The organism is Faecalibacterium faecis (assembly GCF_040096475.1).
Classification (GTDB): Bacteria; Bacillota; Clostridia; order Oscillospirales; family Ruminococcaceae; genus Faecalibacterium; species Faecalibacterium taiwanense.
Genome location: NZ_JBBMEP010000005.1, coordinates 98,519 through 120,000 on the forward strand (window position 1 = coordinate 98,519; position 21,482 = coordinate 120,000).

General features: G+C 56.4%; 20 protein-coding genes and 1 riboswitch. Of the genes, 6 read left to right on the forward strand and 14 right to left on the reverse strand.

The window, feature by feature from the left end:
• Window positions 1-15 precede the first annotated feature (15 nt).
• Entirely contained in the window at window positions 16-1,494 is a 1,479-nt protein-coding gene (locus WMO17_RS03845) for a UDP-N-acetylmuramoyl-L-alanyl-D-glutamate--2,6-diaminopimelate ligase (RefSeq protein WP_349137516.1), read from the forward strand.
• Between the two features lie 57 nt (window positions 1,495-1,551).
• Here WMO17_RS03845 and WMO17_RS03850 read toward each other — a convergent pair whose 3' ends face one another.
• From WMO17_RS03850 to serC, 4 genes are all read right to left on the reverse strand, one after another.
• Window positions 1,552-3,654, reverse strand: a complete 2,103-nt coding sequence (locus WMO17_RS03850) for a heavy metal translocating P-type ATPase (RefSeq protein WP_349137517.1) — start codon at window positions 3,652-3,654, stop codon at window positions 1,552-1,554.
• A gap of 144 nt (window positions 3,655-3,798) precedes the next feature.
• Complete coding sequence (locus tag WMO17_RS03855; protein ID WP_005944105.1) at window positions 3,799-4,080, reverse strand: DUF6110 family protein; 282 nt, start codon at window positions 4,078-4,080, stop codon at window positions 3,799-3,801.
• Between the two features lie 448 nt (window positions 4,081-4,528).
• Window positions 4,529-5,689: a phosphoglycerate dehydrogenase gene (locus tag WMO17_RS03860; RefSeq protein ID WP_349137518.1), complete on the reverse strand. Its 1,161-nt coding sequence runs from the start codon at window positions 5,687-5,689 to the stop codon at window positions 4,529-4,531.
• Between the two features lie 165 nt (window positions 5,690-5,854).
• The gene (gene serC, locus WMO17_RS03865) at window positions 5,855-6,937 is read right to left on the reverse strand and encodes a 3-phosphoserine/phosphohydroxythreonine transaminase (RefSeq protein ID WP_349137519.1); all 1,083 of its coding nucleotides are present in this window, start codon (window positions 6,935-6,937) and stop codon (window positions 5,855-5,857) included.
• 331 nt (window positions 6,938-7,268) lie between these two features.
• On the opposite strand from serC, the gene WMO17_RS03870 reads away from it, so the two are divergent.
• Window positions 7,269-7,691: a BlaI/MecI/CopY family transcriptional regulator gene (locus WMO17_RS03870; protein ID WP_349137520.1), complete on the forward strand. Its 423-nt coding sequence runs from the start codon at window positions 7,269-7,271 to the stop codon at window positions 7,689-7,691.
• Between the two features lie 15 nt (window positions 7,692-7,706).
• Window positions 7,707-9,134, forward strand: coding sequence for a 23S rRNA (uracil(1939)-C(5))-methyltransferase RlmD (gene rlmD, locus WMO17_RS03875; RefSeq protein WP_349137521.1), 1,428 nt, complete (start codon window positions 7,707-7,709; stop codon window positions 9,132-9,134).
• Window positions 9,135-9,196: 62 nt separating this feature from the next.
• Here rlmD and WMO17_RS03880 read toward each other — a convergent pair whose 3' ends face one another.
• From WMO17_RS03880 to ribD, 6 genes are read right to left on the reverse strand one after another with little or no spacing between them, the layout of a single operon-like run.
• Window positions 9,197-9,649 (reverse strand): low molecular weight protein-tyrosine-phosphatase, encoded by a 453-nt coding sequence (locus WMO17_RS03880; protein ID WP_005944118.1) that lies wholly within the window; start codon window positions 9,647-9,649, stop codon window positions 9,197-9,199.
• The gene (locus tag WMO17_RS03885) at window positions 9,646-10,062 is read right to left on the reverse strand and encodes a winged helix-turn-helix domain-containing protein (protein ID WP_349137522.1); all 417 of its coding nucleotides are present in this window, start codon (window positions 10,060-10,062) and stop codon (window positions 9,646-9,648) included. The genes WMO17_RS03880 and WMO17_RS03885 overlap by 4 nt, the downstream gene beginning before the upstream one ends.
• A 20-nt stretch (window positions 10,063-10,082) precedes the next feature.
• Window positions 10,083-10,559: a 6,7-dimethyl-8-ribityllumazine synthase gene (gene ribH, locus WMO17_RS03890; RefSeq protein ID WP_097781396.1), complete on the reverse strand. Its 477-nt coding sequence runs from the start codon at window positions 10,557-10,559 to the stop codon at window positions 10,083-10,085.
• A gap of 21 nt (window positions 10,560-10,580) precedes the next feature.
• The gene (locus tag WMO17_RS03895; protein ID WP_097781397.1) at window positions 10,581-11,777 is read right to left on the reverse strand and encodes a bifunctional 3,4-dihydroxy-2-butanone-4-phosphate synthase/GTP cyclohydrolase II; all 1,197 of its coding nucleotides are present in this window, start codon (window positions 11,775-11,777) and stop codon (window positions 10,581-10,583) included.
• A 12-nt stretch (window positions 11,778-11,789) separates the two neighbouring features.
• Complete coding sequence (locus tag WMO17_RS03900) at window positions 11,790-12,431, reverse strand: riboflavin synthase (RefSeq protein WP_349137523.1); 642 nt, start codon at window positions 12,429-12,431, stop codon at window positions 11,790-11,792.
• A complete protein-coding gene (gene ribD, locus WMO17_RS03905) occupies window positions 12,395-13,519 on the reverse strand; it encodes a bifunctional diaminohydroxyphosphoribosylaminopyrimidine deaminase/5-amino-6-(5-phosphoribosylamino)uracil reductase RibD (RefSeq protein ID WP_338427636.1) in 1,125 nt (374 codons plus the stop codon). The genes WMO17_RS03900 and ribD overlap by 37 nt, the downstream gene beginning before the upstream one ends.
• Before the next feature lie 151 nt (window positions 13,520-13,670).
• A riboswitch (FMN riboswitch) is annotated at window positions 13,671-13,785 on the reverse strand.
• Between the two features lie 319 nt (window positions 13,786-14,104).
• On the opposite strand from ribD, the gene WMO17_RS03910 reads away from it, so the two are divergent.
• Window positions 14,105-14,608 (forward strand): resolvase, encoded by a 504-nt coding sequence (locus WMO17_RS03910; RefSeq protein ID WP_338427634.1) that lies wholly within the window; start codon window positions 14,105-14,107, stop codon window positions 14,606-14,608.
• 144 nt (window positions 14,609-14,752) lie between these two features.
• Window positions 14,753-15,268, forward strand: a complete 516-nt coding sequence (locus WMO17_RS03915; protein ID WP_349137524.1) for a hypothetical protein — start codon at window positions 14,753-14,755, stop codon at window positions 15,266-15,268.
• A 58-nt stretch (window positions 15,269-15,326) separates the two neighbouring features.
• On the opposite strand, the gene WMO17_RS03920 is transcribed toward WMO17_RS03915, so the two are convergent.
• From WMO17_RS03920 to WMO17_RS03935, 4 genes are all read right to left on the reverse strand, one after another.
• Window positions 15,327-16,208, reverse strand: coding sequence for an aldose epimerase family protein (locus tag WMO17_RS03920; protein WP_120120846.1), 882 nt, complete (start codon window positions 16,206-16,208; stop codon window positions 15,327-15,329).
• Between the two features lie 3 nt (window positions 16,209-16,211).
• Window positions 16,212-16,376 carry a hypothetical protein gene (locus tag WMO17_RS03925; RefSeq protein ID WP_005944144.1) on the reverse strand — a complete coding sequence of 55 codons (165 nt, stop codon included), beginning with the start codon at window positions 16,374-16,376 and terminating at the stop codon, window positions 16,212-16,214.
• Between the two features lie 77 nt (window positions 16,377-16,453).
• On the reverse strand, window positions 16,454-17,944 hold the full coding sequence (locus WMO17_RS03930; protein WP_005944146.1) for a UxaA family hydrolase: 1,491 nt from the start codon (window positions 17,942-17,944) through the stop codon (window positions 16,454-16,456).
• A 200-nt stretch (window positions 17,945-18,144) separates the two neighbouring features.
• A complete protein-coding gene (locus WMO17_RS03935; RefSeq protein WP_349137525.1) occupies window positions 18,145-19,659 on the reverse strand; it encodes a tagaturonate reductase in 1,515 nt (504 codons plus the stop codon).
• 326 nt (window positions 19,660-19,985) lie between these two features.
• On the opposite strand from WMO17_RS03935, the gene uxaC reads away from it, so the two are divergent.
• Window positions 19,986-21,419: a glucuronate isomerase gene (uxaC, locus tag WMO17_RS03940; protein WP_349137526.1), complete on the forward strand. Its 1,434-nt coding sequence runs from the start codon at window positions 19,986-19,988 to the stop codon at window positions 21,417-21,419.
• The last annotated feature ends 63 nt before the right edge of the window (window positions 21,420-21,482 follow it).

A 21,482-nucleotide genomic window follows, 5' to 3' on the forward strand; every position in this document is an offset into this window, starting at 1 on the left:
AGGAGTGTGTGCAGTATGAAACTGGAACAGTTACTGGAAGGCGTGCCCTTTACCCTTGCGCAGGGTAGTCTGGACACCGAGATCTCGGATATCATCTACGACAGCCGCAAGGCGGCACCGGGCCTTTTGTTCGTGTGCATCGTGGGCACCCAGCGTGACAGCCATGAGTTTGCCGCCGACTGTGCGGCAAAGGGTGTCAGCGCACTGGTCATCCAGCACGACATCGACCTTTCTGCCCTGCCGGGCGTGACCGTGGTCAAGGTGGAAAGCAGCCGCTATGCCATGGCTCTAATGAGCGCGAACCTCTTCGGCAACCCGTCCCGCAAGATGACCATGATCGGTGTGACCGGCACCAAGGGCAAGACCACTACCACCCACATGATCAAGAGCGTGCTGGAAGCAGCGGGCCGCAAGGTGGGTATGATCGGCACCAACGGCATTTATTATATGGGCCGCCACAAGGATACTGCCAACACCACCCCCGAAAGCTACGAGCTGCAAAAGACCTTTCGGGAATTTCTGGATGCAGGCTGCGACACCGCGCTGATGGAAGTTTCCAGCCAGGGCCTGATGATGGACCGCGTGGCCGGTGTGCACTACAATGTGGGCGTGTTCACCAACCTTTCGCCGGATCACATCGGCCCCGGCGAGCACAAGACCTTTGAGGAGTACCGCAGCTGGAAGGGCCAGCTGTTCAAGCGCTGCGACGTGGGCGTGGTGAACATTGACGATGAGAATACCGAAGCACTTCTGGAAGGCCACACCTGCCGCCTTGTCACCTATGGCCGCGCTGAGCAGGCGGACTACCGCGAGACCGGCTTTGAACTGCTGCGCACCCACGATTTTCTGGGCGTGAAGTTCCATGTGACCGGCAAGGACGAGATGGATGTGAAGGTGAACATGCCCGGCGAGTTCAGCGTGTACAACGCGCTGGCAGCTCTGGCGGTGGGCAAGGTGCTGGGCCTGCCGGATCAGGCAATCCACGACGGCCTTGGCAAGTGCGTGGTCAAGGGCCGCGTGGAGCTGGTGCCCATCAGCAAGAAGTTCACCATCCTGCTGGACTACGCCCACAACGAGGTGTCCACCGAAAGCCTGCTCACCACTCTGCGGGCCTACAAGCCCCACCGTCTGGTGGTGGTGTTCGGCTGCGGCGGCAACCGCTCCAAGCTGCGCCGCTACGGCATGGGCGAGATCTGCGCCAAAATGGCCGATTTCTCCATCCTTACCGAGGACAACAACCGCTTTGAAAAGGTGGAGGACATCCTTGCTGATATCCGCGTGGGCATGAACAAGGGCAACCCGGACGCAAAGTTCGTGGAGATCCCCGACCGTCTGGATGCGCTGCACTACGCAGTGGATCACGCGCAGGAGGGCGACCTGATCGCCGTCATTGGCAAGGGCCACGAGACCTACCGTGACCGCGAGGGTGTCAAGACTCCGTTCCTGGAGCGGGAGCTGCTGGAAGAGTATGCACAGCAGATCGGGCTGGAATAACAGATAAAAAATAACGCCGTGTCGAATGTTCAGACACGGCGTTATTTTTTGCGGTAATTATGCTTTCAGCTGCGGAGCCTTGTTCTCCGGCAGGAGATTGGTCATGCTCTTCAGGCTGATGCCGATGGTGGAGAGATTATGCAGCATGGCAGAGGAGGCCGGCTGCAGGATGCCCAGAGCACCCAGCGCGATGAGGGCCGAGTTGAAGGTGAGCACGAAGCGGTAGTTTGCGTGCACGCGCTTTTGCAGAGAGTTGGCGATGGCCTTGAGGGCCACCAGCTCCTCCAGACTGTCGGCTTTGATGGTCACATCGGCGATTTCGCGGGCGATGGCAGCACCGGAGTTGATGGCGATGCCAATGTCGGCAGCGGACAGGGCGGGGGAGTCGTTGATGCCGTCGCCGATCATCACCACGGTGTGGCCCTCGGCCTTGGCCTGCTGGACGAAGTTTGCCTTGTCCTCGGGCAGCACCTCGGCAAAGAAGCGGTCCACGCCCACCTGCTTTGCAATGGCGGCAGCGGTACGCTCGCTGTCGCCGGTCATCATGACGGTGTTCCGGATGCCCAGCGCACGCAGACCGTTCAGCACAGCCGCAGCTTCCGGGCGCAGCGGGTCGGAGATGCAGATGACGCCCACCAGCTGCCCGCTGGCTGCCATGTACAGGTGCGAATACGCGGGCTTGAGGGCATCGAACTTCTGCTGCTCGGCTGTGGGGATAGTACACTTTTCATCCTCAAAGACGAAGTGGTGGCTGCCAATGACCACGCGCTCGCCGCCCACGCGGCTTGCAATGCCGTGGGCCACGATGTACTCCACCTCGGAGTGCATCTCCTCATGGGAAATGCCGCGCTCCTTGGCGGCACGCACCACGGCGTTGGCCATGGAGTGGGGAAAATGCTCTTCCAGACATGCGGCCAGCTGCAGAACTTCGCGCTCGTTGCAGCCGGAGAAGGGCACGACCTCCACTACCTGCGGGGTGGCACGGGTGAGAGTGCCGGTCTTGTCGAACACGATAGTGTCGGCCTGAGACAGCGCTTCCAGATACTTGCCGCCCTTGACGGTGATGTGGTAGCTGCCGCACTCGCGCATGGCGGAAAGCACGGCCAGCGGCATGGAGAGCTTGAGCGCGCAGGAGAAATCCACCATCAGGCAGGAGATGGCGCGGGTGGCGTTGCGGGTGAGCAGATAGGTGACCACCGTTGCGCCCAGACACCATGGCACCAGCTTGTCGGCCAGCACCAGCGCACGGTTCTCGGTGTTGGACTTGAGCTTTTCGGATTCCTCGATCATGGCCACGATCTTGTCGTAGCGGTTGGAACCGCCTTCGGCCTTGGCGATAAAGACACACTCGCCCTCCTCCACAACGGTGCCGGCATAGAGGGTGGACCCCTCTGCCTTGCGCACCGGCATGGCTTCGCCGGTCAGGGCAGCCTGATTCACCATGGCTTCGCCTTCCAGCACGGTGCCGTCCAGCGGGATCATGTTGCCGCTGCGCACGACCACCTCATCGCCGGAGCGTACTTTGGTCAGAGGCACCAGCACTTCGGTGCCTTGGCTGCGCACCCACACCTTGTCCACGTTCAGGGCCATGCTGCGGGCCAGATCGTCCAGACTCTTCTTGCGGGTCCACTCTTCCAGCAGAGAGCCCAGATTCAGCAGGAACATGACAGAACCGGCGGTGCCAAAGTCGCCGCGCAGCAGCGAGACGCCGATGGACAAAGCGTCCAGCACCTCCACTTCCAGCCTGCGGCTCAGCACGCAGCGCACACCCTTCCAGAGAAAGCGGATGGAGCGGAATGCCGTGTAGGCAGCGTCAAGGGGCGCGGGCAGGAACAGCTTGCGCAGGCAGCGGCCTGCCACCAGATCGAACATTTTATCTTGATATTCCCGGTTCAGCCTGCGGCTGTCGGCGGAGGTGACCAAAGCGTCATACTCGGCCACATCGAACTTATAGCCTGCCAGAATGGCAATGGCGGCGGTGCGCTTGCCGGTATAGGTAATGACCACATCGCCGGTGCGCTCGTAAACGGCGGCATGGACGATGGCATCATGGTGGTTCAGATAAGCTTCCAGCACATCGGCACGGTGCAAAGTCATGCGGACGTTTTCCACATGCACGCGCATCCGGCCTTTGCCTTCATGCAGAATGGTACATTTCATATATCAAATATCCTTCTCTATCTTTTTACCGCAGCGTCAGGCTGCTATACCCTGCACGCCTGCGGCCCCACTCTCACAAAAAAGAGCCGCCCGAAGGCGGCTCGAAAGCCACATTGGGGCTTTCAGTGCTTTACGAACCGAAAATTACTCAGCGGTCTCTTCGGTGGTCTCCTCGGCGGCATCCTCGATCACAGCAGCCTCGGCTTCAACAGCACGAGCCTCGTTGATGGCCTTTGCATCGGCCAGAATGTCACCAGCCTGCTCCTGAACTTTGCTGACGGTCTCCATGGTGGAGTCTTTCATGCGCAGCACAGCAGCAGTGGTCTGGGTGTAGACCTTCTTGGCGTCCTTGCTGGACAGCAGCTTGAAACCGGCAGAACCGAACAACGTGCCGGCGGCGAACAGTGCGATCTTCTTGATATCCATAGTAACTTCCCTACCTTTTCTATTTCCTGTCAGAGGCCCTGCACCGCAGGACCTGTAAGATGAATATACCGGCCCAAAAGCCGGAGAACAGGGTGGACATTTCCCTTCTGTCGAGCCTATTGTAGCACAGAATTTACCATTTTCAAGCTTTTTCTTGAATGTTAATACATGTAAACTTTTTACGATGTGTAGTTAGAAAAAGCTATCTCTAACGCGTTTTTTGAGACAAACTACAGTTTGTAAATGGAAACTAACCGGCAGATGGGACGAGAAAGAATTTCCAGCTTGTAAAAAATCCTGGTTTGGAAATGCGGTTTGCCGCTACGGCCCTTCTCTGTGAAAAAGCAACCCGGAAAAATCCGCAGACTTTTCCGGGTTGCTAAAATAAAAATCGTTTTCCGCTGAAGATGCCAAGAGCGACGCGGCGGACATTTTAAACCGTTTTGCTTTACAGGATGCGCACCCGGATCACGGCGGGGATGGCAGCCAGCTTTTCGGCCAGCTTCTTGTCCACAGCACCGGTGGCATCCAGCATGGTGTAGGCCATGTTCTTTTTGCTCTTGTTCACCATGTTCTCGATGTTCAGGCCGGCTTCGGTGGTCAGGGCGGTGATCTGGCTGATCATGCCCGGCTCATTTTTGTGGATGATGCAGATGCGCTTGCCGCCGGCTCTGGGCTGGTTGACCTCCGGCATGTTCACCGAGTGGATGATGTTGCCGTTCTTCAGGTAGTCGCTCAGCTCCTTTGCAGCCATCACGGCGCAGTTGTCCTCGGCTTCCGGGGTGGAAGCGCCCAGATGCGGGGTGCACACGATGCCGGGCTTGCCCAGAATGGCCTCAGACGGGAAGTCGGTCATGTAGCCGGACACCTTGCCGGTCTCCATGGCTTCCAGCAGGGCTTCGGTGTTCACCAGTTCGCCGCGGGCGTAGTTCAGGATCTTCACGCCGTCCTTGCACAGGGCAAGGGTCTGGGCGTTGATGGTGTCCTTGGTGGTGGGCAGGTAGGGCACATGGATGGTGATGTAGTCGCACAGGGGCAGCATGTCGTTCAGGTTCACGCAGTGGCGTACCTGACTGCTCAGGTTCCAGGCGGCGTCAATGGAGATGTAGGGGTCGTAGCCGTAGACCTCCATGCCCAGCTCAATGGCGCAGTTGGCCACGCGGGAGCCGATGGCACCCAGACCGATGACACCCAGCGTCTTGCCCTTGATCTCGTTGCCCACGAACTGCTTCTTGCCCTTTTCCACGGTCTTTGCCATGGCGGGGTCGCCGGTCAGGCCCTGACACCACTGGGCAGCAACAGCCACATTGCGGCTGCCGGCGATCAGCATGCCGATCACCAGCTCGGCCACAGCGTTGGCGTTGGCACCGGGGGTGTTGAACACCACGATGCCCTGCTCACTGCAGCGGTCCAGCGGGATGTTGTTCACGCCGGCACCGGCGCGGGCGATGGCCAGAAGATTGTCGTTGAAGGCGGTATTCAGCATGTCGGCGCTGCGAACGAGGATGCCGTCCGGGGCATCGGTGTCCACAGCCACGTCAAACTGCTTGTTGTTCAGCTTTGCCAGACCCACCGGGCTGATGGCGTTCAAAGTTTTGATGGTGTACATAGTCCAGATTTCCCTTCTATTATACAGGAACCCTCTCAGTCACGGCTTGCGCCGTGCCAGCTCTCCCGATGGGCGAGCTTAGAAAGCGGGTTCGATCAAGTTGTCCCTCTGATAAAAAGCTCCCCCCTCGGGGGAGCTGCCGAACGAAGTGAGGCTGAGAGGGTTTTATGCATTTGCCTTGCGGAACTTCTCCATGAAGTCCACCAGCTTGTCCACACCCTCGGCGGGCATTGCGTTGTAAATGGAAGCGCGCATACCACCTACCAGACGGTGGCCCTTCAGGTTCACGAAGCCTGCTTCTGCAGCTTCGGCGCAGAATTTCTTGTCCAGATCTGCATTGGGGCTGGTGAAGGTGACATTCATGGTGCTGCGGTAGCGGTGCTCCACAGGATTCGTGAAGAAGCCCTGACCGTCCAGATAGTCGTACAGCACTTTGGCCTTGGCTTCGTTGATCTTCTGCATGTTGGCAAGACCGCCGATGTCGTTTTCCAGATACTTGAGCACCAGACCGGTCATATAAATGCACCAGCAGGGGGGCGTGTTGTACATGCTGTCCTTGTTCAGCAGAGTGGTGTAGTTCATCATGGTAGGCACATTGTCGGCGGCATGGCCCAGCAGGTCGTCGCGGACGATGGCAATTGCCATGCCGGCGGGAGCTACATTCTTCTGCACGCCGAAGTAGATGCAGCCGTACTTGGTCACATCCACGGGCTTGGAGAGGATCATGGAGCTCATGTCGGCTACCAGAGGCACACCCTCCACCTGCGGCACCTCGACAAACTGAGTGCCGAAGATGGTGTTGTTCTGGCAGATGTGGATGTAGCTGGCATCCTTATCATAGTTGATGGCGTTCACATCCGGGATGTAGGTGAAGTTCTTGTCCTTGCTGGAAGCAACGATGTTCACCTCGCCGAACTTGGCGGCTTCCTTGGCGGCAAGGTTCGAGAAATTGCCGGTGACAAGGTAATCTGCTTTGCCGGTGGTCATGAAATTCAGCGGGACCATGGCAAACTGCTGAGTGGCACCGCCCTGAAAGAAACCGACCTTGTAGTTGTCGGGAATGTTCATTACCCGGCGCAGGGTGGCCTCGGTGTCCTTGATGATGGCATCGAACCACTTGCTGCGGTGGCTCATCTCCATCACGCTCTGACCGCTGTCGCCATACTCGAGCAGCTCTGCCTGTGCCTGCCTGAGCACCTTCTCGGGCAGCATGCTGGGGCCTGCGCTGAAGTTGTAAACTCGTGCCATAATGAACTCTCCCTTTCCTGTATCGCACAGCACCGCGGTTTTCTGCGGTGCGTTCTGTTGATTGCTGTAGCCGTAGTATACCGGTTTTGCAGGGATGAAAACAAGAGCATCTTTGCACAAAGATACGGCGCAAAAGCCCCTGTGCGGGCACAAAGCACACAAATGTCCTTAATGGAAAAACAAAAACGAAGACAAATGTAAAATAGAGCTGAAAAAGCCTGATTCCATCGGCGTTTCCGGCTCTTGCGCTTTGGCGCAGAAATTGGTATAATAATAAAACAAAGACAAACGTAAAAACAAAAAAGATGCGGAAAGGAGGGAGAACAGCAGGATGTATGGCATCCCGGACAGTGTAAAACCGCTTTCGGCGGCAGAGGAGCAGGTGATGCTGGCGGTGTGGGCCTGCCGTGCGCCCGCGACCCGGCGGGATATCGACGAAAAGCTGCGCGCAAAGGGCTGGGCCCCGGCGACCGTGCTCAACTTTCTTTACCGGCTGGAGGAGAAAGGCTGGGTGAAAAGCGGCAAGGATGGCAACCGCAATACCTACACTCCGGCCATTACCCAGCGCGCCTACAACGTGTGGAGTATGCGGGAACGGCTGGATACCCTCTTTGGCGGCGACCTTGCGGCGGCGGTGCGCGCGCTGGTCAGCGAGAGCGGCTGCGGCCAGAGCGAGCTGGAACAGGCCATGAAGGTGCTGGAGGAAAAGCATCTGGAAGCGGAAGAATATGATCTGTATGACCCTTATGGGTAAAAAGGAGAGCGGAAGATGGATTGCAAACTGCGTGCCAAAAACTGCGGCGGCTGCCCGATGCTGGGCATGGACTACGCCGCACAGCTGAAACAGAAAGAAGAGACCGTGAAAAAGCTGCTGGGAAAGTACGGCCCGGTGGAGCACATCCGGGGCATGGAAACGCCGTACCACTATCGGAACAAGGTGATCTCCACCTTTACCACCGGCTGGGGTGGAAAACTTACCTCCGGCATCTATGCGGCAAACAGCCACAAGGTGCTGCCGGTGGAAAGCTGCCTTTTGCAGGACGAAGTGCTGGATAAGACCATGCTGGCCGTGCGTGCGGCAGCGGGCACCTGCCATTACCAGCCTTTTAATGAGGATAAGGGCACCGGCCTTCTGCGTCACTGCCTGCTGCGGCGGGGCGTTATGACCGGGCAGGTGATGGTGGTGCTGGTGACGGCTCAGCCGGTGCTGCCGGGTGCCAAGAACTTTGTCAAAGCCCTGCTGACCGAAGCCGGAAAGCAGGGCGTGGCCATCACCACCATCGTCCAGAACGTGAACGACCGCAAAACCAGCGTGGTGCTGGGCGATATGGAAAAGGTGCTGTACGGCAAGGGCTTCATTCTGGATACCCTCTGCGGCAAGACCTATGCCATCAGCCCGCGCAGTTTTTACCAGATCAATCATACCCAGACCGAAGTGCTGTACGGCCTTGCGGTGGACGCGGCGCATCTCACCGGCAAAGAAGTGGTGCTGGATGCCTACTGCGGCATCGGAACCATCGGCCTGACCGCCGCCGACCATGCAAAGCAGGTAGTGGGCGTGGAGGTGAACCGCGAAGCGGTGCACGATGCCATAGGCAATGCAAAGCACAATGGCGTGAAGAACGCCCGCTTCTTTGCCGCAGATGCCACCCGGTGGATCGGCGAAGCCGCTGCGGCTGGTGAACGCGCAGACGTGATCTTTATGGACCCGCCGCGGGAGGGCTCTACGCCGCAGTTTATCGAAAGCGTGGCCCGCATGGCCCCGAAACGTGTGGTCTACGTGAGCTGCAACCCGGTCACGCTGGCCCGGGATCTGGAGCTGCTGACCCGGAAGGGATACAAAGTGGAGAGCAGCACGCCGGTGGATATGTTCCCCCACAGTGAGCATATCGAGACGGTATGCGCATTGTCCAAACTAGATATCTACCAGAAGATCACGGTGAATCTGAAAATGGATGAACTGGATGTGACTGCTGCAGAGACCAAGGCTACCTATGAAGAGATCCGGGAGTACGTCAAGGAACACACCGGTCTGAACGTGAGCGACCTCTATATTGCACAGGTCAAGCAGAAATACGGCATCAAGGAGCGGCAGAACTACAACAAGCCTAAGGCTGAGAACCCCAAGCGGCTCAAGTGCCCGGCGGAGAAGGAAAGAGCCATCCGGGAGGCGCTGAAGTATTTTAAGATGATTTGAAATAAAAAAATAGACGGATGTCTGTCAACTGGCAGACATCCGTCCGTTTTTATGATAATCTGTTATGATCGCAGTTCCTCAAGCAATGCCGTGCATCCTTCCAGTATATCCTGCCATGTGGCTTCAAAATCTCCCGTGAACCATGGGTCTGCCACTTCACGGGGATGATCCGTATGCGCCATCAGCAGCGAGACTTTATGCTGTGGGTCTCCGCCGACAAGCCGCAGGATGTCGCACAGATTACTTTCGTCCATGCCAATCAGATGATCATACCGTGCATAATCCAGCCGGGTCATCTGCCGGGCGGTCTTGCCGTTGCAGTCGATGCCATGTTCTGCCAGCTTCTGCCGTGCAGGAGGATAGACCGGATTTCCGATTTCCCATGCACTGGTGGCGGCTGATGCGATTTCAAATTGCTCGGATAGTCCTGCCTTGGACGTAAGGTCTTTCATCACATACTCCGCCATCGGGCTTCGGCAGATATTTCCGAGACAAATAAATAAGATCCTGGTCATGCCGGGTCGTTCTCCTTTTGGCTTACAAAAGCATAGCCGCCGTGGATAGTGCGGATAAAGCTACCGCAGCCGGCCAGCTTCTTTCGCAGATTGGAAACGGTATTTGCCACGACCTTTAAGGTGTCGTCACAGTTTTGTCCCCACACAGCACGGAAAAGCTCTTCTTTTGAGAAGATTTGTCCTTCGTGGGAGGCAAGCATCAGCAGCAAATCGAACTCCAGTCGTGTAAGGGAGACTTTTCTGCCGTTGCACGACACTTCGTGGGTCATTCCGTCCAGTGTAAGCCCCGGAAGAACCAACTTCTCCCATGAATCAATGGATATTTGCTCTGCCTCAATGTGCTCTCGTTCCAGAAGCATCCGGATCTTCTGCTCCAATTCCGGGTCAGGCTGTCGGGTCTTTATAACGATCATGGCAAACTCCTGCGTGTATTTTACTCTGCGGCGGTATCCATTTCCCGGAGCAGGTTTACCATCTCGATGGCACTGACTGCACAGTCATAGCCTTTATTACCTGCTTTGGTGCCTGCCCGCTCGATGGCCTGTTCGATGTTTTCGGTGGTCAGAACACCAAAGAGGACGGGAACCCCGCTTTCCAGCGAGACCGTGGCAATGCCTTTGGAAACCTCATTGCACACATAGTCGTAATGGCTGGTAGAACCGCGAATCACGGCACCAAGGCAGATCACAGCATCATACTTTCCGCTTTTTGCCATTTTAGAGGCAACCAGTGGGATCTCAAAAGCACCCGGAACCCATGCAACATGAATATCAGCGTCCTGCACATCGTGCCGGAGCAGACCATCCATTGCTCCGCTCAGAAGTTTGGACGTGATAAATTCGTTGAATCGGGCAGCTACGATACCGACCTTGATATTCTGAGAAACCAGCTTGCCTTCAAATGTTTTCATTTTTAAATACCTCTTTCGTTGTTAATATTCCAGAAGATGCCCCATCCGTGCCTGCTTCGTTTTCAGGTAAAACAGGTCATACGGGGTCGCCGTCATCTGAATGGGTACGCGCTCGGAGATCTCCAGCCCAAACTCGGAGAGCTGATATACTTTGTCCGGGTTATTGGTAAGCAGGCGCAGGCTTTTTACGCCAAGTTCCCGGAGGATCTGTGCGCCGAGATAATACTCCCGTTCATCTCCATGGAACCCCAGAGCGAGATTGGCTTCCAGCGTATCCATGCCCTGCTCCTGAAGTTCATAGGCACGCAGCTTGTTGATCAGACCGATGCCCCGGCCTTCCTGCCGCATATAGAGCAGGATACCCCGGTCTTCTTTTTCGATCTGCGTCATGGCAGCGGCCAGCTGCTGGCCGCAGTCACAACGCAAAGAGCCAAATGTATCTCCTGTCAGGCATTCCGAGTGGACGCGGCACAGAATATCCTTTCCATCGCCAATGTCACCTTTTACCAGTGCAATGTGATGCTCTCCGTTCAGGCGGCTCACAAAACCATAAGCTCTGAAGGTGCCATACTTGGTGGGCAGGTTCACTGCCGTCACCTGATCGACCAGTTTATCGTGACACTTGCGGTACTCCTGTAAATCACGGATGGTGATGAATTTGATCTGGAAACGCTCTGCCAGCTTTGCCAGTTCAGCGGTGCGCATCATCGTGCCATCCTCCCGCATGATCTCGCAGCACAGGCCGCATTCTTTCAGCCCTGCCAGACGGCACAGGTCAACGGTTGCTTCCGTGTGACCGTTGCGCTCCAACACACCGTTCTTTTTTGCCAGAAGGGGGAACATATGGCCCGGTCTGCGGAAATCTTCTGCTTTTGCGTGATCGTCCACACAAGCCATCGCCGTAATGGAACGCTCTGCGGCAGAAATGCCCGTAGAAGTAGAAACGTGGTCGATGGACACCGTAAATGCCGTTTCATGGTTGTCGGTGTTATGCTGCACCATCTGCGGAAATTGCAGCTTCTGGACGAAAGCCTCGGACATCGGCATACAGATCAGACCTTTGCCGTGGGTCGCCATAAAGTTGACGTTTTCGGTGGTGGCAAATTCGGCAGCACAGATGAAGTCCCCCTCGTTTTCACGGTCGGGGTCATCCGTTACCAGAATGATTTTTCCTTGCTTCAGGTCTTGCAAAGCTTCGGGAATGGTATTGAAGTTCATCGTAAACTCTCCTTAAAAGCCGCAGCGCAGCAGCATTTCTTTTGTGAGCGTGTTTTGCTTCGGTGTTTCTGATGGAAGCAGCCTCTCGATATATTTTCCAACAACATCGGTTTCCAAATTGACAAAATCCCCTTTGTGCCGTTGGTTCAGGTTCGTCTGACGGACGGTGTGCGGTATCGTGGACACGGAAAAGCCCGTAGGTTCCACCGCAGCCACGGTCAGGCTGATACCGTCTATTGCGATAGAGCCTTTTTCAACGACATAGCGAAGGATCGCAGAATCTGCATGAATGGTGTACCAGATAGCCGTATCGTCTTTTCGGATATTAGCAATGCGTCCGACGCCATCCACATGGCCTGCTACGATGTGTCCGCCAAAACGTCCGTTGGCCGGCATGGCACGTTCCAGATTGACAGCACTTCCAACGGTGAGCTGTGCAAGTGCAGAGCGGTTCAAGGTCTCGTGCATGACATCCGCAGCAAAGCTATCCGGGAAGAGCTGCCTGACGGTCAGACAGATGCCGTTGACGGCGATGCTGTCACCGATCCTGGTTCCTTCCAGAACCGCTTTTGCACGAACAGTCAGTACGGCAGAATGCTGTCCCCGATTGATGGATTTTATTGTTCCGACTTCTTCCACGATTCCGGTAAACACGGGTACTCCACCTCACTTTCGATCAGGAAATCTTTGCCAAGCTGTTCCAATCGGCTGTTCTTCAGGCGGAATGCAGCATCCGGAAGCGGGACACCTGCACCCTCAATGGGTGCTTTGGCATCCCTTCCTCCGAACAGCTTCGGGGCAATGTAAGCCTGTACCTGCTGCACGATACCGCTTTCCAGTGCAGACCAGTTCAAGGTTCCGCCGCCTTCCAGCAGAATGCTGTCGATCTGCTCCTGCCCCAGCTGTTCCATCAGTTGCAGAAGATTCACATGACCGCAATGCGCTTCCAGACAAAGGACCCGGCACCCGGCCTGTTGATATGCCGCCTGCTTCTCCGGGTCGCCGCAGCAGGTCGCAAGAATGGTCGGAACCTGTTTGGCGGTCATGACCACCTGTGATTGCAGCGGTGTCCGCAAATGTGTATCACAGATGATCCGGACGGGATCACGGCCACCCTCTATCCGGCAGGTCAGCAGCGGGTCATCTGCTAGGATGGTTCCGACTCCCACCATAATGCCGCGGAATCGGTGTCGCTGCCGTTGAACATGATTCCGGGCAATTTCCCCGGTGATCCATTTGGAAGCGCCTGTGTATGTGGCGATTTTTCCGTCCATCGTCATGGCGTATTTCATGGAAACGAAGGGGCGTTTTGTGGTGATATAGTGGAAGAACACCTTGTTCAGCGCATCGCATTCCTCTTGCAGAACATTTTCGGTCACATCTATGCCGTGTGCGCGCAGGATTGCAATTCCTTTTCCAGCCACCAGCGGATTCGGGTCAGCAGAACCCACGACCACCCGGTGAATGCCCGCGTCCAGAATCGCATCCACGCAGGGCGGCTGCTTTCCGTAATGGCAGCACGGCTCCAATGTCACATACAGGGTCGCTCCCTGCGGATCTTCGGTGCAGGATGCCAGCGCATTGCGCTCCGCATGAGCCTGACCGTATCTCTGGTGCCAGCCCTGTCCGATGGTCCTGCCCTCTTTTACGACCACGGCACCCACCATCGGGTTGGGAGATGTCCATCCGCAACCCTTTTTTGCAAGCTGCAAAGCCAGACGCATATACTCTTTGTCGTTCATCGTGTCGCCTCCAAAAGAAAAAGCCCTGAACAAAAACGTTCAGGGCAAGCCGAAAAGACACAAGGAACCCTTATGCAAAAAAGAAAGCTCCAGAATGCAAACGCATCCCAGAGCAGCCTCCACAAGCGCCGAACCGTGCGGGCTCTGCGCTTGGTATCTTCTTTCATCCAGACTGTACTGTCGGCTTCGGAGTTTCACCGAATCATGCCTTACGGCTCGTGGGCTGTACCACCGGTAGGGAATCGCACCCTGCCCTGAAGATTTCTGATTCAATTACAGCGGCATTATAGCACGGCTCCTTTCGGATTGCAAGGGCATTCTGCAAACCGGGACGAAACCGGGATGAAGCGAATCGCTACAACAATAAAATCACATCGTCCGTAGGACAATGTGAACGGAGAATCCAAAGGGGCGCGGGTCGCCAGTGGCAACCTCAAAATGCGTTGCATTTTGAAGCGCTTGACCGAGCCGACAGGCGAGAGCAGCGCCCTTTGGCACACGACTTTGCCTGCAAAGTCTATTCCGAACAAGACGGTACGAATGGGAGGTGCTGGAAATGGCAGCAGAAAAGACCAAGGTCTACACATGAAGGTAGATACCACTGCCATTGAGCAGGAGATCGCCGCCTATGAGAAGCAGCTACGGCAGCACTACTCCACAAAATCCCGGCTTATGGAGGAGATCGACAGCCTTGACCCGGACGACCGGCACTTTATCGCCCGAAAATCCGACCTTGACGACCGCCTTTATAAGATGTACGATAAAATCGAAGAGGTGGAAAATGGACTGATGGATGCCCGGGCAAAGAAGCAGGCCATTGAAGCCGACAAAATCACAGGCGACAACATCTATAAGATCCTGATTTGCTTTGACAAGCTTTATGCCACCATGACCGAGGCGGAACGCCGCAGACTGGTGGAGATTTTGATCGACGAGGTGCAGATCTACCCGGAACGCCAGCCTAATGGACAGTGGCTGAAGTCCGTCCGGTTCAAGCTGCCCATCATCGACCATGACCTTGAATTGAGTTTGGACAATCAGGATCGTGTCGAGGTCGTGTGTTCGATGGTTAGATTCAAAAAGCATTGATCTAATGTGAAGTAGGGTGAACCGTTTTATGGATTCTGTTACACAGCGTATAAAAATGATCCAGCAATATGAAGGAAAATAAGAAGACCTGTGCGGTCTGGTGAAAAATAACAACACAAATAGTACAGAGAAAAGGAGCATCCCATGAACGCAAATATCAATTATGATGAGATCCCGGATACCAGTGCCGTGCAGGAGGATCTGCTTGCGGCGCTGAGCAGCCAGCATGTGACCGTGCACACGAATGAGGAGCCGGACTTCGACTACATGGAAAACGGGGATGTGGCTTTTGTGGTCAAGAACCCGCACAATGATGAGAATTTGCTCATTGAACTGGGCGGCGAGTTCTCGGTGTTCTTCGGCCTGTGGCATGGGCAGTACAAGGCCGTGGAGTACGACTACGACCGCATGAAGAAGGACATTGCAGCCATTCTGGCGGGCAATGCCGGTGCGCTGAGCCTGTATGCCGACGGCAGGTGGCAGGGCAGTGCCCTCTGCCCGGAGAAGGTGTCTGCTGATGCCGACATGGAAAAGCTGCTGGAACGCTGCTGGCAAAAGCAGGAGCCGAAGGAAAAACTGCTGGCACAGGGCGGCAGGGTGGAACTGCTTTATTGGGACCCGGCGGAAAATAAGAGCTTTATGATTTCGGCAAAGAACTGAATTATAACAAAAAGGACACACCACAACGGTGTGTCCTTTTTGCTATACGATATGAAGCTTAGACCTTCTCGATGGTGATGCTCCAATCAGCGGTCATGGCCTCGTCCGGCTCCAGCACTTCGTGCTTGCCTTCCTCATTGACGCTGTTGGCCCAGCCGTTCCACGGCTCCATGCACACAAAGCTCTCGGCATCCTGCTGCCACAGCACGGCGTGGTCGAAGCTGTCGTCGGCATCCACAGTCACCTTGTGGCCGTTGCCGCTGTCGGTGAGGGTCATGGGGAACTGCACGCCGGTCAGCAGGCGCACGCTGTTGTCAGCACCTTCCTTGCGGGTGAGGGTGATCTTTTCCGGGGCAGCGGGCTGCTCGCCCTTGGCGCTCTCGGAACAGGTGGCGCACTTGATATCGAAGTCCACATTCTCCAGCTTGGAAGCCTTGAAGTAGGGGTGGAAGCCGAAGCTGAAGGGCATGTTGGTATCGCCCTCGTTGATCACGGTCATGTTGATGGCGGCAGTGTTGCCCTCAAGGTTATAGTTCATCAGCACGGTGAAATCGAAGGGATAGAGGAATTTGGTCAGCGGGGTGGACTCCAAAATCAGGGTCACGCCGTCCGGGCCGACGCTTTCCACATCCCATGCGCACAGGTCGGCAAAGCCGTGGTTCTCCATGGGGTATGCCTTGCCGTCAAAGATGTGCACGCCGTTATCCGGCAGGCCGCAGTTGGGGAACAGCACCGGCACGCCGAAGCGGGGGCGGTTGCACTCGGAAAAATTGGGGTGGCGGGTCCAGATGTACTCCTCGCCGTTCAGGGAGAAGCCGGTGATCATGCCGCCGCGCTCCGGGGTGATGACCAGCTCGGTCTTTGCCTCAGCATCGGTGATAACGTACTGCTCATAGCAGGCACCGTTTTCGGTGACATAACGGGTGGTGATCTGATTCATAGTTCAGTCCTCCTTATGTTTCTGGTTCTGTGCCAGTTTTTCAAAATAATAATCAATGCCATAGCGGATGAGATATTTTATGACCCTTGCAATAACGGCCACGATAGCGGCAAAAATGCCGCCGTAAAGCAGAAACGCATAGATCATCATGCGAGTGGTCATAGCCATAAAAACACTTCCCTTCCGTTTTCATGCACAAAGAGGCTGCCGTACAGCCAAAGTGCCATACAGCAGCCTCGAAACGATTACAGAACGACGCCGTCCTTGAAGATGGAGATCTCGCGGAAGCCGTGCTTCTCGGCCTTGGTCTGCTCACCGCTTGCAACGCGGATGACCAGATCCAGCAGATCCTTTGCGGCCTCGTCGATGGTCTTTTCGCCATCGGCGATCACGCCGGTGTTGAAGTCGATCCAGCCGGATTTCTTCTGGGCCAGCGGGGTGTTGGTGGAGATCTTCAGGGTGGGAGCCGGGGCCGAGAACGGAGTGCCGCGGCCGGTGGAGAACAGGATCAGGTGTGCGCCTGCAGCGGTCATGGCCGTGGCAGAAACCAGATCGTTGCCGGGGCCGTACAGCATGTTCAGGCCCTTGGTGACAACGGGATCACCGTAGCCGATCACGTCCATGATGGGGGCGGTGCCGCCCTTCTGCACGCAGCCGCAGCTCTTGTCTTCCAGCGTGGTGATACCGCCCTGTTTGTTGCCCGGAGAGGGGTTATCGTAGACCACCTCGTTGTGGCTGATGAAGTAATCCTTGAAGCCGTTGATCATGTGCTCAGCCTTGACAAAGACGTCATGGTTGATGCAGCGATCCATCAGGAAGCCCTCGGCACCGAACATCTCGGGTACCTCGGTCAGCACGGTGGAACCGCCGCGCTGGCCCATCATGTCGGAGAAGCGGCCGATGGTGGGGTTGGCGGTGATGCCGGACAGGCCGTCCGAGCCGCCGCACTTCATGCCCACCACCAGATCGGACACGGGGATAGGCTCACGCTTGAACTGCCCGGCATAGGCAGCCAGCTCCTTGAGGATATCGCGGGCAGCGGTGAACTCGTCGTCCACCTCCTGACAGGTGAGGAACTTCACACGGTCGTGGTCGTACTCGCCCAGCTCTTCCACGAACTGATCGTGCTGCAGGTTCTCGCAGCCCAGATGCAGCACCAGAACGGCGGCAGCATTGGGGTGGCGCACCAGCGCAGCCAGCAGCTTGCGGGTCTGTGCATGGTCGTGGCCGGTCTGGCTGCAGCCGAAGGGATGGGTGAAGGTGTACAGGCCCTCGATGGAGCCGGTGACCAGATCCTGATTGTCGGCAACGATCTTCTTGGCGATGTCGTTGACGCAGCCCACGGTGGGGATGATCCAAATCTCATTGCGGATGGCGGCACGGCCGTCCTTGCGGCGGAAGCCCATAAAGGTCTCCGGCTCGACCTTGGGCAGGGGAGCCAGATCCGGGGCGGGGTTGTAGCTGTACTCTACCTCACCGGACAGGTTGGTGTGCACGTTGTGGGTGTGCATCCAGCTGCCGGGAGCGGCGTCAGCGGTGGCGTGGCCGATGGGGAAGCCGTACTTGATGACGTTCTCGCCGTTCTTGATGGGCTTGACCGCCATCTTGTGGCCCTGCGGAATGTCCTCCAGAGCAGTCACAGAAAGACCGTCCACTTCCACCAGCGTGCCCTTGGCAATGGGGTGCAGGGCAACGACCACGTTGTCGATGGGGCTGATATGAATTGCCTGCGGCATAGTTGTTCTCCTTATCGTATCGCATAAAAGGGAATGAACCCTCTCCGTCATCGCCATGCGATGCCACCTCTCCCGAAGGGCGAGGTCTTTGCGATGAAAACTTTACGTTTCCGCAAAAGCTCCCCCCTCGGGGGAGCTGGACGCGAAGCGGACTGAGAGGGTTCACACCTCAAAGCAATGTTTCTTTTAAACAATCAGGCTTACAGGCAGCTCTTGTAAGCAGCCTCGGCACCCTGAGTGCGGATCATTTCCAGATCAGCCAGAACAGCGGCCTCGAGACCCTCGATCTTGGTCAGATCCTGATCCCACATCTGGGTGTTGGTCAGTACAGCGTGCACCAGCTGGGCTGCGGTGTCGTCCTTGTGTGCATAGTAGAAGTCCAGAGCCCATGCGTCATCCTGGATCTTGTAGGTGTTGCCGGCAGGACGCTTGCAGATCAGGCCGTCGGCGGTGCGCTCCTGAATGTCGCTGGAATAGAAGGCAATGTAGGCTGCCAGAGACATGGTCAGGCACTTGGGCAGCTGCTTCTGCTCCTCGATGTAAGCCAGGAAGGAAGGCATGTTGCGGGCCTTCCACTTGGAGGTGGAGTTCAGGGAGATGCTCATCAGCTCGTGGTTAACGAAGGGGTTGTTGAAGCGGTCCTCAACAGCGGAAGCAAACTCTTCCAGATCCTTCTTGTCCAGCGGCAGGGTGGGGATGATCTCCTCGTGCAGCATCTTGTTCATGAAGCCGCGGATGGTGTCGTTGTGCATGCAGTCACGCACAATGTCGAAGCCGGCCAGATATGCGCCCAGAACGAAGCCGGTGTGTGCACCGTTCAGGATGCGGACCTTGCGCTTCTTGTAGGGGGTAACATCGGGCACGACCATGACGTTCACGCCGGCCTTCTTGAACGGCAGCTTGTCCTCCAGCTCAGCGGGGCCTTCGATGACCCACACGCCGAACACTTCGCCCACGTCCAGAGCGGCATCATGGTAGCCGTTGGCCTCTTCCATGGCAGCCAGTTCCTTGGGATCGCGGATGCGGCCCGGAACGATGCGGTCCACCAGAGTGGAGCAGAAGGTGTTTGCGTTGTTCATCCAGTCGATGAATGCAGGCTCCAGATTCCAATCCTTGGCGTAGTTGTTGCAGCACTTCTGCAGCTCCTTGCCGTTGTTGTCGATCAGCTCGCAGGACAGGATGGTCAGACCCTTGTCAGCAGCGCCGTTGAATGCCTTGTAGCGCTCGAACAGCACGCGGGTCAGCTTTGCGGGGAAGCTGTTGGGAGGAACCTGATCGAACTGGCTGTCGCCCTGCGTGTAGGCGATGCCGGCCTCAGTGGTGTTGGAAACGATGGTCTCCAGATCGGCAGAACGTGCCAGTTCCAGCACTTCGTCCCACTTGCCGTCGATGTAGGGGCACACACAGTCGGACACGCAGGAGATCACGCGCTTTGCATCGACCTTCTGGCCCTTCTCGCTGCCGCGCAGGTACAGGGTGTACAGGCCCTCCTGCTCGTTGATCCAGTCTGCCATCTGGGGAAAGTTGCTGATGGGCTGCACCAGCTTGACCTTGCCGTTGTAGCCGGCCTTCTCGTTTGCGATGTCATAGAAGTAATCCACGAAAGCACGCAGGAAGTTGCCCTCGCCAAACTGCATGACCTTGACGGGTGCATCCTTCAGGATGTAGCCGTTGTAGCCGGTGCCTTCCAGAACCTTGTAGTTCAAAGTTTCCATCTTGTTGATCTCCTTTATAAACTTGCTTTGCTTATCAGAGAGCCTCTTTGTCTGCCCTCTGCTCCTTACCCTATTTTATGCTGTTGTATACAAATAAGTCAAGAGCTTTGTGCAATATTTTTAGCCGTAAGGTGACGATTTGGGGCATTTCCAGCGAAAAGCACAATTGTGTGCTAGAAAATTTGTCACTTTTTCAGTTGTATACATGCGCGTTTTCCGTTATACTAAAGGTAAGACAAACCTGCCCGTGCAGGCGGGCGTCCCGTTGTACACAAGGTTTGACGGACTTTTAACAAAAACCATCAGAGAAAAGGAGTTATCGACCCATGAAAGCATTTATGGATAAGGAATTCATGCTCCAGTCTCCCACTGCTCAGCATCTGTACCACGACTACGCTGCGGATATGCCTATCTGCGACTACCACTGCCACATCCCTCCCCGTGAGATCTACGAGAACCGCCGCTTTGAGAACATCGCTCAGGTATGGCTGGGCGGCCGCAACCCGGACGGCAGCTACTTTGGCGACCACTACAAGTGGCGCGTGATGCGTTCCAACGGTGTGCCCGAGGAGTACATCACCGGTGATAAGCCCGACCGCGAGCGCTTCCAGAAGTTTGCAGAGGCTCTGCCCATGGCCATCGGCAACCCGATGTACCACTGGACCAACCTCGAGCTGCATGTGTTCTTTGGCTACGAGGGCGTGCTGAACGGCGATACCGCTGAGGAAGTCTGGAACCTGTGCAACGACAAGCTGCAGCACGATCCCAAGCTGACTGTCCGCGGCCTGATCGAGCAGTCCAACGTGGCCTTCATCGGCACCACCGATGACCCCATCGATGATCTGTACTGGCACAAGAAGATCAAGGAAGATCCCACCATCAAGTTCACCGTGGCTCCTTCCTTCCGCCCCGATAAGGCCATCAACATCAACAAGCCCGGCTTTGCCGAGTACATGGGCAAGCTGGCCGCTGTTGTGGGCAAGGAAAAGCTGGCCTGCATCGACTGCGTCACCGACGCTCTGACCAAGCGCATCGAGTTCTTTGCCGAGATGGGCTGCCGCGCTTCGGACCACGGTCTGGATTACATCCCCTACCGTGAGGCCACCAAGGAAGAGGTCAACGCCATTTACCAGAAGGTGATGGCCGGCGAGACCTGCACCACCGAAGAGGCTGAGAAGTACCAGACCTACATCCTGATCCATCTGGGCAAGCAGTATCACCGTCTGGGCATCGCCATGCAGATCCACTACAACTGCCTGCGCGGCGTGAACCGCAAGATGAACGCTCTGCTGGGACCCGACACCGGCTTTGATATGATCAACACCGCTACCTGCGGCGGCGAGATCGCAAGCCTGCTGAGCGCCCTGAACGACACCGACGAGTGCCCCAAGACCATCATCTACAGCCTGAACCCCGCCGACGACGCACAGATCGGCACCATTCTGGGCTGCTTCCAGAACAGCGAGGTGCCGGGCAAGATCCAGCACGGCTCCGCATGGTGGTTCAATGACCACAAGATCGGCATGGAAGAGCAGATGACCCGTCTGGCAAGCCTGGGCCTGCTGGGCAACTTCGTTGGCATGCTGACCGACAGCCGCAGCTTCCTGAGCTACACCCGTCACGACTACTTCCGCCGCATCCTGTGCAACATCATCGGCCAGTGGGTCGAGGATGGCGAGTATCCCAACGACGAGAAGGCTCTGGAGAAAATCGTCAAGGGCATCTGCTTCGACAACGCAAAGCGCTACTTCAACCTGTAAGAAGTTCTGCCTAAACTGAATAAGGCAATAGAAAGCCCCCGGAACGGATTACCGTTCCGGGGG